Genomic DNA, 15046 nt, shown 5'->3' with positions numbered 1-15046 from the left:
GAGTTCAAAAGCCAAGTAGCATAGTCTACTTGGCTTTTATTAAAAAGAGACTATTTTTAAAAGACAAATATGTTTAGACAAGCCATATACCCGATTTTTGGAGTACTACTTCTTTTCGGATGTTCATCCAAATATGAGAAAAAACTGTCACGTTTCGTTTCAATAACTGCTGAACATTCCCAAATACACTTTCAAAACACCATTATCGAAAATGATTCAATAAACATTATCGATTTTCAATATTGTTATAACGGAGGTGGTGTCGGTATAGGTGATTTTAATAATGACGGATTACAAGACGTTGTTTTTACAGGAAACCAAGTTTCTTCAAAAATCTATTTAAATAATGGAAACTTAGCTTTTTCGGATATATCCGAAAAAGCTAAGTTTTTTACTGATTCTTGGGTTACAGGTGTTTCAATCGTAGACATAAATTCTGATGGTTGGGATGATATTTACCTAAATGTAGGTGGTGCAAATTGCAACAACGATTGTCCTAATTTGTTATTTATAAATCAGGGGCTGGATGATGATGGTTTACCTTTTTTTAAGGAAGAAGCAAAAGCCTACGGTTTAGATGACGCTAATTATGCCCAGCAAGCCGTTTTTTTTGATTATGATCTAGATGGTGATTTAGACGTGTATATTGTTCATAACGGTAATACTACCCATGATAAAAATACACCAATGCCCAAAAAATACTTGCCCGGTCATTTGGCAGATTATCTACTAAAGAACGAGACTATTGAAGGTGTGGGGCACCCGGTGTTTAGAAATGTGTCAGACAGTTTAAATATTAAGGGCAAAGGCTTTGGTCTAGGTGTAGGCATACATGATTTTAATGGAGACAACTTGCCCGATATTTATGTGTCCAATGATTTCATTACAGATGATCTACTGTATATTAATAATGCAACTATTACGACTGATCATCCAACTTTTATAGAATCTAGTAAAGATTATCTGTCCCATGAAACGTATAATGCCATGGGTGTAGATATTGCAGATATAAATAACGATGCTACACCAGATATTTTGGTGGTTGATATGTTGCCAAATCAATACAAAAGGCAGAAGTTGATGTTAGGGAGCATGAATTATGATAAATACCTTCTGTCGCAAACTAACGCGTATACAAATCAATTCATGCACAACACGCTTCAATTGGGCAACGGATTCATAGGGAAAAAGCCATTAAAGTATAGCGAAGTTGGTTTTCAAAAAGGCATTTCAAGTACCGATTGGAGCTGGGCTCCATTAATGGTAGATTTTGATAATGATGGGGATAAAGATATTTACATTACCAACGGCTATGTAAAAGATATTACAGATTTAGATTTTATCAACTACTCAAATGATAACGGCATATTTGGCACACAAGAAGCAAGAAGTAAAAGGGTAAAGGAGTCAGTATCTAAATTACCAGGTATTCATCTTCCCAATTTTATTTATGAGCAAGTTGCTGATGAGCACTTTAATGATGTGTCTAAAACCTGGATAAGTGAGAAAGCATCTTTCTCCAATGGTTCAGCATATGCAGATTTAGATAATGATGGAGATTTAGATTTGGTAGTCAATAATATTAATGAGAAGGCCTTTGTTTTAGAGAATACAACATCAAAAACAAACGAAGCAAATTATCTTAGAATTCGACTTAACGGCGGCGTGCAAAACTCAAAGGCAATTGGGGCTAAAATCTCATTATATAATAAGAGCATCGAACAAAATCAATATCAATCTGTTATCAGAGGGTACTTATCTTCAATGGAGCCCATTGTACATTTCGGATTAAAAGACACTATAATAGACTCTTTAAAAGTAAGGTGGCCTAACGGTAAAACTACAATAAAGTATAATGTAGCTGCCAATCAGGTTTTGACATTGAATCAGACCGAAGCATCTGATATAGCCGCATACCCTAAAGAGAAAAAATTGTTGTTCACATCAGATACAACAATGGTAAATTACAAACAAGACGATACTCTTTTAAACGAATATACTTTTCAACATTTATTGGTAAAACAACATACGCCAAAAAGTTCTTGTATTGTTGCCGCCAACGTTGACGGGGTAGCTGGTGATGAATTATTCATTGGAGGCTATAGCGGAAAACCAGGTAGTATTTGGTTTCAAAATGAGGAAGGTGTGTATATGCCATCTCAATTTTTAGAACCGGAATTCGATGATGTTGCGGCTGTGTTTTTCGACATTGATATGGATGGTGATTTAGACCTCTATGTAGCCAGTGGTGGTAATAGATTTGAAAAAGATTCCAAGTATTATCAAGATAGAATATATTTAAATGATGGTGAAGGCGTCTTTGTTAAAAGTAAAAACATAGTGCCCAAAGGAGGCAAAAGTACAAGTGTGATTGCCGTAGAAGATTTTGACAAAGATGGTGACGTAGATGTTTTTGTGGGGGCACGGTTAACGCCAAAAGCATATCCTTTGTTACCGGAAAGCTCCCTTTTAATTAATGACAAAGGCAGTTGCAGCAAGAAATTCGAATCACTCTTTTCAAACTTAGGTATGGTAACTAGCGCTGTATGGGAAGATGTAGATAACGATTCTTGGAAAGATTTGATTGTGGTTGGTGAGTTTATGGAAATTACTATTTTTAAAAATCACAAGGGTAGCTTACAACCAATGGCTATTACCTGGTTAAATGAAAATGACCAGCAAATAAACACCTCTGGGTGGTGGAACAAGATAGTTGCCGCTGACATTGATAAAGATGGCGATATAGATTTTATAATCGGAAATCAAGGTATAAATGGTTTTATGAAACCAACACAAGCCCAACCAATTTATCTATATAAGAACGACTTTGATAAAAATGGAAGTTTTGATCCTGTTTTGGCAAAATATTTTAATACCGAAAAAGGAGACATCTTGTTACCGGTACATACTAGAGACGATATCATGAAACAATTGACCGTTCTAAAAAATGAATATACAACCTATGAATCTTTTACGAATGCAAATTTTCAAGAGCTACTTAAAATTGAGGACTTATCAGAAGAAACATTACAAGCAACTATTTTTGAGAGTAGTTATGCAGAGAATTTAGGCAAAGGAAAATTTAGATTGATGTCGCTTCCCAGTCAATGCCAAGTAGCTCCGGTTCAAGATATATTAATAGATGATTTTGACGGCGATAGTAATTTAGATATTCTAATTGTGGGTAATGATGTGACTTCAGAAACACTTTACGGAAATCAAGATGCATTAACTGGCCTATTAATTAAGCGAATTGAAAATGATTTTATGGTGGTAAGAAGTAAAGAATCTGGTTTTTACGTCCCAGGGCAATCTAACCACCTAATTAAAGGAAGCGATAGAAATGGGAAGCAATTTTTAATGGCTACCCAATATAATAAGGAAGCAAAAATATTTTTAACGAACTAATAGAAGAATTTATATGAATGTCGCTAGTATTGATGCTATGGAAATAACAGAGGGGTTTAAAAATTGCCCCACTACCATGTGGAATTCTGACAACTAAAAAGTATACGACATTATTCTGAATTTTTCTCAACACTAAAAAGTGACCTCGGCAAGAATCGAACTTGCATCTAAAGTTTAGGAAACTTCTATTCTATCCATTGAACTACGAGGCCAATTTAATAAGACTGCAAAAATAAAGTTTTTTTGCGTGTGCCGAAAAAACTGGGCAACTAATTTTATATTGTTTTTAGATAAAATTGTTGGCTTACCCTTCTGATTTTTCCTTTACAAAATTTACAAGCAAAGGCAGTGCCGGATAAACCATAAGGTGACCATAGCCGTCAAGCTCCATCAACACGGCATCGGTGTGCCCAACAACCTTCATCATTCTATAGAAGTAGGCTACTTCTTCATATCGCCCCAAGAGCTCTAACTCACGGTTGCCCGTAATCAATAACATTGGGGGAGCATCTTTCCGTACGTGGAACAGGGGAGAAAATTTATCCACGATGGGCTGTGTTTCCTTTATTCCCATTTCTTCACGAATGGTCATATGGGTTATGGTATGTCCGCTCAAAGGTGCCAAGCCCGCAATTTTATCGGCGTCTATCCCGTGTTTTCCGAGATACGACTTATCCAGTCCCACCATACTGGCGAGATATCCGCCGGCCGAATGGCCTGATACCACTATTTTATCAGCACTCCCGTGATAGACAGAAATATTCTTGAATACCCAAGCCACTGCCGCCGCGGCGTCTTCAATATAAACCGGATGTTTCACTTTCGGGTGCATACGATAATTGACCGCTACCACAACAATACCTTTTTCCTCCAACCCCTCAGGGATATTCTTTTCTCCATTTTTGAGTCCCCCTCCATGAAACCAAACCACTACCGGAGCATTGACCAAATCTTTCGGATAGTATACATCTAACTTGCACCGTTCTTTTACATAGGCATCTTGAGAACGGATAGCTTCGGGGTAATAAGGAATGTTCTTTTTCAGCACATACGCCTCTTGGCCAAAAGCCATGGTCATGACCATAGAGAAGACGCAAAGAATAAGGTTTTTAATCATCTTCATAAGAAATCGGTTTAATCCATGAATAAATTGGGTAGCACCAAGGAAAACCAAGGAAACAAGGTCACCAAGGTCAACACCACAAAACTGACCACCAAAAAGGGCAGTCCGGCCTTGCTCACTTCCCCGATAGATATCTTACCGATGCTCGACGCCACAAACAGGCATACCCCTACGGGCGGGGTGGTCAAACCGATAATCAGGTTCAGTACGGCAATGACCGCAAAGTGAATGGGGTCTACATCTACGGCCAAGGCCACTTTTAATAAGATGGGAAACAAGATCAAAAGAGCGGCAATGGTCTCCATAAAAGTACCCACCACGATCAAGAGAATATTGATCAACAGCAGTACCACATATTTATTATCGGTAAAGCCCAATATTTCACTAGAAATGCTTTGCGGAATCTGTTCCGTGATCAATATATAGCCGAATAAGTTGGCAAAGCCCACCAACACCATAAGTGAGGCCGAGGTTTTCATACTGTCGAGAAAAACGACTTGAATGTTTTTAAAGCTCAACCGCTTGTATACGAACTTCCCGATAACCAAGGCGTAGACTACTGCGATTATCGAGGCTTCGGTGGGAGTAAAAATACCCCCAATAATACCGTACAAAATAATAAAGGTCATTAAAAGTGACCAAAACGTATCGACAAAACCATGGGCCACCTGCTTAAAACTACTTCTGGCGTGTTTAGGATAATTTTTCTTTTTGGATATGACATAGGCCGTAATCAATAGGCCCACCCCCAACAACAAGCCGGGCAATGCACCGGCAAGAAACAGTTTTCCTACCGAGAGTCCGCTCAAGGTTGCCGCAATGATCATGGGCACACTAGGTGGGATAATCGGGCCAATAGTTGAGGAAGCCGCCGTAACCGCACATGAAAAACCCGTGTCATAGCCCTCTTTCTTCATAGCCGGAATCATAATAGACCCCATACTGGCCGTATCTGAAATGGCCGTACCCGAAATACCGGCAAATAACATTGAAGCCCCAATATTCACTAAGGAAAGTCCACCTCTAATATGGCCCAACAAATGGTTGCAAAAGGTAATTATCTTTTCGGTCAGACCGCCATGGTTCATAAGGTTCCCTGCCATAATAAAGCCAGGAACGCTCAATAGAACAAATACATCAATGCCCGAATACATTTTCATGGGCACAATGATCAAGGGAATGCCCTTTACCAAGATATACCCCAAACAAGAGAGTCCGAGTGCAAAGGCGATGGGAAACCGCAAGACAAGACATACCACAAATACTACGACAAGGACCCAAATCATGATTTCGAATTTTTATAATTTCTTTGGATTTTTTTCCAGAGGTAATAACTAATGGATGTCGACATGATAACCATACTAAAAAAGGCAACCCCCATATTAAAGCCCATACTGGGCGATTTCTCAGGAATGCCCAACAACACGAATTGCACGGAATAGATAGCCATGACCACGAATAAAACCAAAACGACTACCGGAATGACCTGAACCAACCACCGTTGCATTTTTATGGGAAAACGGCTATAGAACATATCTAAGTGAACGTAGTACTCGTTTTTCATGGCCAGGCCGGCACCAAAAGACATGGCATAAATAAAAAAGAGACGTGAAGCTTCCTCTGTCCAAGAGGGGGTGTCCAGAGGAGTGAACCGGCAGAAAATTTGCAAGAGCACGGTAGCGATAAGGCCCCATGTACTCAATAATACGCCTATTTTTAAAATACGTCCTATTGTTTTATGAAGCATCTTTCTCTACTTTGAGTTGATCGTATATCTTTTGCATTTCAGGAGAAAGACTGTTGTAAATGGCCTCCTCACATTTTTGTTGAAAGGCTTCCTTATCCACTTCTATAAACTCCATGCCCTTGGCCTTGAGGGCATCCTGTACTTTCTTTTCGTTCTCCAAAAAGAGACGATGCTCATACGCCTGCATATCTTTGGCCGCTTCCAAAAAAATTTCCTTTAAATCTGGAGGGAGTCGCTGAAACTGTTTTTCGCCCATGACCGGATAGACCCAGCTCATGACGTGCCCGGTCAGGTTCAAGTATTTTTGCACTTCGGCAAAACCTGCGTTGTTGATCAAGGCAAACGGATTTTCCTGTGCTTCTATGGTACCTTGCTGCAACGAGGTAAAAACCTCGGAAAAGGCCATAGGTGTAGGTTTCGCGCCCAGGGCTTTCCACAATGTTACGAAAGAAGGAACGTTCGGCACGCGAACTATGAGTCCCTTTAAGTCGTCGGGATGCCGTATAGGCCTATTTGAAGTAAGGTGTCTGGGTCCCCGTTCAAAATGGCCCAAGGGTCGAAGTCCCGATTTGTTGATCATTTCCTCTTCCATCAATTTACCTATGGGGCCATTGATATACCGGTTCATATCGGTAGAATCTTGCATCAAAAAAGGAAGTTCACAGAAGGTAGCCACTTCAAACCAATTCGTAAGGGTAGATCCCGTGGTCGTCATATCGATAACGTCGGCCTGAATCAGCCTGATCGCTTCGATTTCTTTGGCCAATTGTTCGGAAGGATATACTTCTACCTTGATACGTCCTTTGCTGCGTTCTTCGAGAATTTCCCCGAAATAGACAAAGGCCTTGTACCAAGTATGCTCTTCGTTCACCAAAAGGGCGGTGCGTAACAAAAATTCAGGTTCGTCTTTATCCGGCTTACAACCACTAAGACTTAACAAGGCAAAAAGGCAGGGCAAGGCCTTTTTGAAAACAGGGCGGAACCATCTACGATCAAACATAATCTAATCTTCTACCTCAACTACCATTTCTATTTCCACTGCAATATTGCCGGGCAAAGAACCCATGCCCACGGCGGCACGTGCATGCTTTCCCCTTTCGCCAAAGACCGCTACCATTAAATCTGAATATCCGTTGATGACTTTGGGTTGATCGGTAAAATCGGGGACGGCGTTTACCATACCGCGTACCTTGACGATACGCTTTACTTTTTTCAGGTCGCCCAACTCCATTTTCAAGACCGAAATTTGATTGATACCCGTTACCCTAGCTGCCTCGTAACCCTCTTCTATACTAAGGTCGGCCCCTAATTTTCCCGTAATATTTTCTCCATTGGCTTTGGTAGGACCTTTTCCGGATAAAAAGATAAGATTTCCCGTACGTACCGCATTTACATAATTGGCCATAGGGGCAGAAGGTTTTGAAAGTTCTATTCCCAATTCTAAAAGTTTGGCTTCGGGATTATATTCGGTTTCTTCTTGAGCGAATCCGTTAAACGAAGTAAAAACGGAAATACATACAACTAAAAATAGTCCTTTCATAAAGTTTGAGTTCAATCTTAGAGCTACAATATAAGGATTTCTTGCATTCCTTAACATCCTAAAAAACAGAAAACAAACTTTTAATGAATTTCAATTAGTTTCATATATGAAACCAGTTTCTAAATTCGATGTAACTTATAAGGATAGATTCCACCCGCATTCCATTGGCAAACATATAGATTCTTATCATTGTCTACACACACATCATGGCAATGCTTAAAAATGGGGTTTTCTTGGAACATCAACTTCAATTTTCCGTTCTCGTAAACCGGCTCAGTACCACCCGGATTAGAGATTACTTTATTATCCTTATCTAGGATAGTAACAAAGCCCTTGTTCGCCTGCAAATTGTAATTACCTTCTTCCATTCCAAAGCAAACCCCTGAATATACGTTATCTCCGTCGATTACGGGCCGACTCACAAAAAGTCCCGGCATATAATAATCTTCAAGGAATTCCCCTTCAAGGGAAAAGCGTTTGAACGAGTTTTTTATGCGGGCCGTACACAGCAAGGTCGGGTTTGATGGGTCTCTATTATCTAAGGCTACCCCATGCGCCTGTTTGAATTTTTCCTTGGAGAGAAAGCTATCGCCCCCAAATTTGCGAATGAAATTACCCTTGGAATCGTACTGTAAAATATATTGCGAACCGTAGCCATCGGCCACATAGATATCCCCATTGGGACCTATGGCGGTTTCCGTTGGCCTGAAGGGCGCGTGCTCCCCGTAAATTCCCGCCGATACGGGCGAGGCTACCTCTAGGACTACCCTACCCTCTAAATCGGTCTTTACGACCCTCCCTAAAGAGGGATCGGTGATGTATAAAAATTCCGCCCCACCTTCTTCATGTATGCCCAGACCATGTGCACCCGGCAAATTCAGGGTCCAACTGTGCAACAACTCCCCAGATTTATTATAGACCAGCACATTGTTCTTGGCGTGATCGGTAAGCATAAAGACCCTGCCTTTTTTGTCGATTACCATTTCATGGCAATTATTGACAGGATGTTTTTTCGGATCTAGATCGCCCCAACCGACCTCTACCCTATACCTAAAATCTCCATGGCCAATAATTTCCTTGCCCAGGTTTGCCTTTGGATTGTTGATATAGAATGGTACTGAAGACATGGCCAAAACGCCTCCCGTACCCATACCTGTCTTTTTTATAAAATCTCTTCTCGTTGTCATGCGCATTATGCTAATATATCTTTCACTACATGACCATGAACATCGGTCAGGCGGAATCTTCTTCCTTGGTGCTTAAAAGTAAGCTTTTCGTGGTCTACCCCCAACAAATGCAACAAGGTAGCCTGAAAATCATGTACGTGAACCCCATTTTGGGCAACGTTGTAACTAAAATCATCGGTCTCGCCATAGACCATTCCCGCTTTTACGCCGGCACCGGCCATCCACATGGTAAAACAGCCAGGGTGGTGGTCCCTTCCGTAATTATCGGCGGTAAGCCTACCTTGGGAGAAGCTGGTTCTGCCGAATTCCCCTCCCCAGACCACTAAGGTATCTTCTAAGAGTCCGCGTTGTTTTAGGTCGGTAATCAAACCGGCGGTGGCCTGGTCGGTACCCAGTGCCTGTCTTTTTATACCGTTGGGAAGTCCGCCATGCTGGTCCCATCCCATATGGTACAACTGTATGAACTTCACATCTTTCTCGGCCAAACGTCTTGCCTGCAGGCAATTGGCCGCATAGGTCCCCGGAATTCTGGCATCTTCTCCATATAACTCGTAAATATGATCGGGTTCATCAGAGGTATCTACGGCATCAGGCACCGAACTCTGCATGCGGTAGGCCATTTCATACTGATTAATTTTAGATTGGATTTCGGGATCTTTCCAGATATCATATTGCTGATTGTTCAATTCCGAAATATGATCCAAGGCCCGTCTACGGTCGTGCTCGTGTACCCCATGTGGGTTGTTCAAATACAATACCGGATCCTTTCCGGAACGAAACTGCACCCCTTGGTGGTGGGAAGCCAGAAAGCCATTGCCCCAAGCTGCCGAGCTCAAGGGCTGGGCACCTCCTCCCTTGGAGAGCATCACGACAAAATTGGGCAGGTCTTTATTGTCGCTACCAAGCCCATAGCTCAACCAAGATCCGATTGAAGGCCTCCCACTCAATTGGGAGCCCGTTTGCATAAACATTACGGCAGGTTCATGGTTGATAGCCTCGGTATACATTGATTTAATGATACAAAGTTCGTCTACCACCCCGGCGGTATGCGGAAAAAGCTCGCTTACCCAAGCCCCTGATTCACCGTATTGCTTAAAATCGAAAATAGATTTCACCAAGGGAAAGGTACTTTGTGAAGTCACCATACCCGAATTACGTTGCATTCCCCTTACGGAATCGGGAATTTCCTGACCGTGCCATTTTTCCAAGGCCGGTTTGTAATCAAAGGTCTCGATTTGGGAAGGCCCGCCACTTTGAAACAAATAAATAATACGTTTCGCCTTGGCCGGGAAATGGGTTCCGCCCAATGCGCCCCCGTTCGCATTGACCAATGGTGGGGTTTTGGCCATCAACAAATCATTGGCAAAGGATTCGGTAGGCCCCAATAGACTCGATAGAGCAATGGAACCAAAACCCAAGGACGCTTTCTTTAAAAAGCCCCTGCGGGTATCTTCAAACTTCTTTTGTTCTTGAAAATCTCTCATAAGTTCGTCTTATCGTATGGTAAACCCTTCGGCTGTATTCATAATTCCGTTAATGACCGTGGCCAATGCGGCCACCTTGACCGGATCAGAGGCACTCTTGATCTTGGTCTCGCCCATGTTCAAATAGGCTATGGCATCTTCCTTTTTCTCTAAAAACCGTTCCAGCTCCTCATCTAGAAATCTTTTTAAGACGGCCATTTCCTTTTGCCGGGCCTTTCTACCGGTACTCAACTGAAACGCCTTCTGCAACTGTATCTCGGCATTGCCGTTGTTTTCCTCTAAAAGATGCTCGGCAAGTATATATGACGCCTCTATAAATTGGGGATCGTTCAGTAAGACCAAGGCCTGTAAAGGCGTGCTGGTCTCCCTTCTTTTAACGGCACATACACTTCTATCGCCAGCATCAAAAATTTGCATTGACGGAGGCGCGGAGGTTCGCTTCCAGATGGTATAAAGGCTCCTTCGGTACAAGCCTTCACCCGGTTCTTGTTTGTAGCGGTAACGCCAGGGCTTGTTACTGATTTCGTCCCACAGTCCTTCAGGTTGATAGGGATAGGTGCTCGGTCCTCCGATTTTAGAGACCAACAGTCCGCTAATGGCCAAGGCATTGTCCCTTACCATTTCTGCGGTCATACGTCTACTCGGCCCTCGGGCCAACCAAATATTATCCGTATCCATTTCCAGCAATTCGGGAGTCAGTTCCGAGCTTTGTTGGTAGGTAGCGGACATCACCATCAGCTTATGTATTTTTTTAATATCCCAACCCGACTCCATAAATTCTACGGCCAGCCAATCCAATAATTCGGGGTGCGAAGGTAAATTGCCTTGGTTTCCAAAATCATCGGAAGTAGACACCAAACCTTGACCGAAGTGCATTTGCCATAAGCGGTTTACAAAGACCCTTGCCGTTAAGGGGTTATTTTTATCGAACAACCATTGGCTCAGCCCCAGCCTATTTCGGGGCAAATCTTTATTAAAGGGCATAACCACTTCCGGTACATCGGGCTGCACCTCTTCCGTAGGGGCATCGTACATACCGCGATCAAGTACATAAGTGGGCCTGGGCTCCGGTAAATCGCCCAACACCATAATCTCCTTTATGGGCTCCAATTCATCGAGCTGTTTTTTACGCAGCTCCTGTATTTTTTTTCGTGTAGTTTCCGCATCCTTATCTATACTTTGATAATAAAAATCGGTCAGTAAGGCTTCATTATTTTTCTTTACCTCCTCCATGGCCTTTGCAGGGGAAAGGCTGTAAAGCACTTCCAGGTCGGATAATTGTCGCTCGTATATTTTAAGATTATCGAGCCCCCCGTCTTTAAAGGATTTGAACTTGCCACTTACTCCTAACCTGAAACCTCCGAATGCGTAATTATGTACATTTTTCTTAAATAGGATGGATTTGTACAGGTTGTCTATTTCAATCGCTACCGGCACTTTTTTTCCGTCAATATAGATATGCACCCCTTCCGCTTTACCCAGCCCATCATAGGAAACGGTTACGGTATGCCATTCCTTTTCGGGAACGGGATCCTTTGTTTTTAGCTGTATGGAATTAAAAGGCCAAGAACGGGCAATGATAAACTTGAGATGGTTATCCTCTAAATGCATGGAATAGCCTTTCAATCCCTGCCTTGATTCCTCACAATGTGTAAAAATAGAAGCCTCTTCATAATTTTTACCCGGCTTTATGGCAACGGAAACCGTAAAGGGGTCGGACTGATCGAACCAACCTATTTTATCGGGCATTCCCAGTGTAGTATAATCTCCCAGAAAAACAGCCTTTCCTTCTAGTCCATCCTCTATTATAGGTTCCCTTACCGCTACGGCTTGCCTGTTTCCTCCGCTGTTTTGAACCTTGTACGACTTTTCATCCCGTGCTGCAAACGAATCAAAATTTAAACTGGCCTGCAGTCCTTTCCCTAAAACCTTTTCTAGCTCTGCCTTTACTTCCGAAGGATTGTTCAACCAGGTCTTAACAATCTCAGGTGTTTCCCTTTCAACGGACACCAATTGCCCTTTAGTTTGATCGATATCCCTATCAATAAACTCCAATACCTTTTTTTCCTCTTCGTTGGTCAGTAAGAGTGAAGGTCCCGGCACTTGCCCCGGCCCATAAACAGGGGTTCCGATTTCGTTGGTACTGTTGAAAAAGGCAAAAAGCTCATAGTGGTCTTTTTGACTTATCGGGTCATATTTATGATCGTGGCATCTGGCACATTCCACACTCAAGCCTAAAAATGCCTTTCCAACCGATAAGGTCCTGTCGGCTACATACTCTACGCGGTATTCCTCAAAGACAATTCCCGCTTCGGAATTTTTTTTGTGCAAACGATTAAAGGCAGTTGCCAAAATACTTTCTTGCGATGGGTTCTTTATAAGATCTCCTGCCAACTGCCAGGTTACGAACTGCTCATACGACATATTCTCATTATAGGCCTTTATGACCCAATCCCTATACGGACTAAAATCACGATGCTTATCATCAAGGTAACCATCACTATCGGCGTAGCGGGCCACATCCATCCATTCGGAAGCCATACGTTCCCCATAGGCGGGAGAGGCCAAAAGACGGTCTACCACTTTTTCGTATGCGTTGGCCGAAGTGTCATTGACAAAATCTTCGATCTGCCGTAACGTAGGCGGCAGGCCGATCAGATCAAAATTCAGGCGGCGGATCAAGTGTTCCTTTTCCGCTTTCTTGGACGGCTCTACGTTCATAGCCTCCAACCTGTCGACCACAAACCGGTCAATGTCGTTCTTTGCCCATTCCTTATGTTTTACTTCAGGGGCCGCTTCCTTTTGAGGACGTATAAACGACCAATGCGGTTTGTACTCGGCTCCCTGCTCGATCCATTTGGTAAGGGTGGCAATTTCGTTCTTGCTCAAGGCCACGTTGAACTCCGCTGGCGGCATTTTCAAATCGGGGTCATCGGATAAAATCCGGGCCACCACTTCACTCTCCCCAGGTTTATGGGGTACAATAGGATGTTTCCCAGACCCCTTTAAAGCCTCGTAGGCACTTTCGGCTATATCGAGCCGGAGACCTGCTTTTTGATTGGCCATATCCGGACCGTGGCAGGCAAAACACTTATCCGATAATATCGGTTTTACATGGTAATTGAAATCCACCTTCTCCGGTAAACGAGTCATTGCTTCCTCGATTTCTTCAGGTGCATTCCATCCGCAACTGCTTAAACACAACAAACAGAGCGTTAAAATTAGTCTCAATAAAAATCGCATTGGTTTGGAATTTTTATCAATATACGCCTCGATTTTAACTGTTAATCCGTTAAAAAACAGTTTTATTAACTGTTAATAATTTTAATTATCTTTAAAAAATTCCTTCTTTGAAGTGATGAACGCTAAGGATTACGGCAATTACGTTAACAAGATAATTTCGAGCAAGTCGTTCGGCAGCTCTACAACCTATGCCAATTTGTTGCGGTACTTGGTAGAATGTACCCTCGAAAACGATGTGCCAAAAGAAACGACCATTGCCACAGAGATCTTCGCCAAAAAGGAATTCGACCCTTCACAGAGCACACTGATCCGAGTATATATTTATAACCTTCGGAAAAAGCTAAAAGTTTATTATCAGAAGGAAGGATTGCAAGACCCTATCCTTCTCCGCATCCCCAAAGGAAGCTATAAGGTAGAGTTCGAGCACAGAAAGAAAGAACCTAAAGCCGCTAAAGAATTCCTCTCTAAAAAACCACTACTGATTCTTCTTGGCTCCCTACTGGCTCTATCTTTTATTGGAAACTGGTTATTATGGAGCGAAAACCGACAGGTAGATCCTTTTGACGAATCGCGTATATGGCAAGCTATCTTTGAATCTAAAAACCCGATGATACTAGCCTTGGGCGACCTTTTTATCTATCGTGAGATAGACACTACCATCCATAAAGAAAAAGTTATCCGAAGCCCCCTCATCAATTCGGAAGGCCAGCTCTACAATGCTCAGCCACAATTTAAGGCCCCAGGTTTTGTTTACGAACCCATGGAATACAGTTTTTTAATACGGAACAGTATCGAATGGGTAAAAGACGTCAGTAAGGTACTCAATGCGAAAAACAAAGATTTCAACGTACGGACCATTTTACGCTTTAGCCCCAAAGAGCTTCCAGAGAATGATTTTATGGTGGTAGGAATGACAAAAACCTTGGGTATTTTTAAAGACTATATCAAAAAAACCAGCATAAGCTACAATCCGATCGAGGATACTTTTTCACAGAAAGCATCGGACACCACATATAAGCCTAGCGGAGATGCCGAAACCTACCATAAGGATTATGCCATCATTATTAAAGCACCCGGCCCCAACAACAATACCATATACATTTTTACAGGTTTGTGGGATACAGGGGCATCACAAAGCTTGAAAAACTTCACCAATCCGGTTTTGATCCAACGCTTAGAAGCCCGAATGAAAGCCGATTTAGGGGAAATACCCCGTTTTTTTGAGGTTTTTATGGAAGTAAGCGGTATAGACCGTATGGAACTGAGTTCCAAAATTCTACATGTAAAGGCACTTGAACTCGAATAAGGTTCGGT

Annotated in this window: 10 protein-coding genes and 1 tRNA gene; 2 read left to right on the top strand and 9 right to left on the bottom strand. The window is 42.3% G+C overall.

Features of this window, described 5'->3' with window-relative positions; all coding sequences use genetic code 11:
- Positions 1–69: 69 nt before the first annotated feature.
- A complete protein-coding gene (locus tag B4Q04_RS05045; protein ID WP_088696155.1) occupies positions 70–3408 on the top strand; it encodes a VCBS repeat-containing protein in 3339 nt (1112 codons plus the stop codon).
- 140 nt (positions 3409–3548) lie between these two features.
- Here B4Q04_RS05045 and B4Q04_RS05040 read toward each other — a convergent pair.
- From B4Q04_RS05040 to B4Q04_RS05000, 9 genes are all read right to left on the bottom strand, one after another.
- A tRNA-Arg gene (locus B4Q04_RS05040) sits at positions 3549–3620 on the bottom strand.
- Positions 3621–3712: 92 nt separating this feature from the next.
- Positions 3713–4531: an alpha/beta hydrolase gene (locus tag B4Q04_RS05035; RefSeq protein WP_013993369.1), complete on the bottom strand. Its 819-nt coding sequence runs from the start codon at positions 4529–4531 to the stop codon at positions 3713–3715.
- Positions 4532–4542: 11 nt separating this feature from the next.
- Positions 4543–5817, bottom strand: coding sequence for a TRAP transporter large permease (locus B4Q04_RS05030; RefSeq protein ID WP_013993368.1), 1275 nt, complete (start codon positions 5815–5817; stop codon positions 4543–4545).
- Entirely contained in the window at positions 5814–6278 is a 465-nt protein-coding gene (locus tag B4Q04_RS05025) for a TRAP transporter small permease (RefSeq protein WP_088696154.1), read from the bottom strand. Before B4Q04_RS05025 ends, B4Q04_RS05030 begins: the two co-directional genes overlap by 4 nt.
- Entirely contained in the window at positions 6268–7278 is a 1011-nt protein-coding gene (locus B4Q04_RS05020; protein WP_013993366.1) for a TRAP transporter substrate-binding protein, read from the bottom strand. Before B4Q04_RS05020 ends, B4Q04_RS05025 begins: the two co-directional genes overlap by 11 nt.
- Before the next feature lie 3 nt (positions 7279–7281).
- The gene (locus B4Q04_RS05015; protein ID WP_088696153.1) at positions 7282–7818 is read right to left on the bottom strand and encodes a RidA family protein; all 537 of its coding nucleotides are present in this window, start codon (positions 7816–7818) and stop codon (positions 7282–7284) included.
- A 119-nt stretch (positions 7819–7937) separates the two neighbouring features.
- A complete protein-coding gene (locus B4Q04_RS05010) occupies positions 7938–9005 on the bottom strand; it encodes a twin-arginine translocation signal domain-containing protein (protein WP_088696389.1) in 1068 nt (355 codons plus the stop codon).
- Between the two features lie 5 nt (positions 9006–9010).
- Positions 9011–10489 carry a DUF1501 domain-containing protein gene (locus tag B4Q04_RS05005; RefSeq protein WP_013993363.1) on the bottom strand — a complete coding sequence of 493 codons (1479 nt, stop codon included), beginning with the start codon at positions 10487–10489 and terminating at the stop codon, positions 9011–9013.
- 9 nt (positions 10490–10498) lie between these two features.
- Entirely contained in the window at positions 10499–13720 is a 3222-nt protein-coding gene (locus B4Q04_RS05000) for a DUF1553 domain-containing protein (protein ID WP_201723373.1), read from the bottom strand.
- Positions 13721–13844: 124 nt separating this feature from the next.
- Here B4Q04_RS05000 and B4Q04_RS04995 point away from each other — a divergent pair, with 124 nt between their 5' ends.
- On the top strand, positions 13845–15038 hold the full coding sequence (locus B4Q04_RS04995) for a hypothetical protein (RefSeq protein WP_123772334.1): 1194 nt from the start codon (positions 13845–13847) through the stop codon (positions 15036–15038).
- Positions 15039–15046: the final 8 nt, after the last annotated feature.

It is taken from the genome of Zobellia sp. OII3, from assembly GCF_002211465.1.
Lineage (GTDB): Bacteria > Bacteroidota > Bacteroidia > Flavobacteriales > Flavobacteriaceae > Zobellia > Zobellia galactanivorans.
The sequence above is the reverse complement of the archived record's forward strand: the minus strand, read 5'-3'. Positions and strand labels throughout refer to the sequence as shown.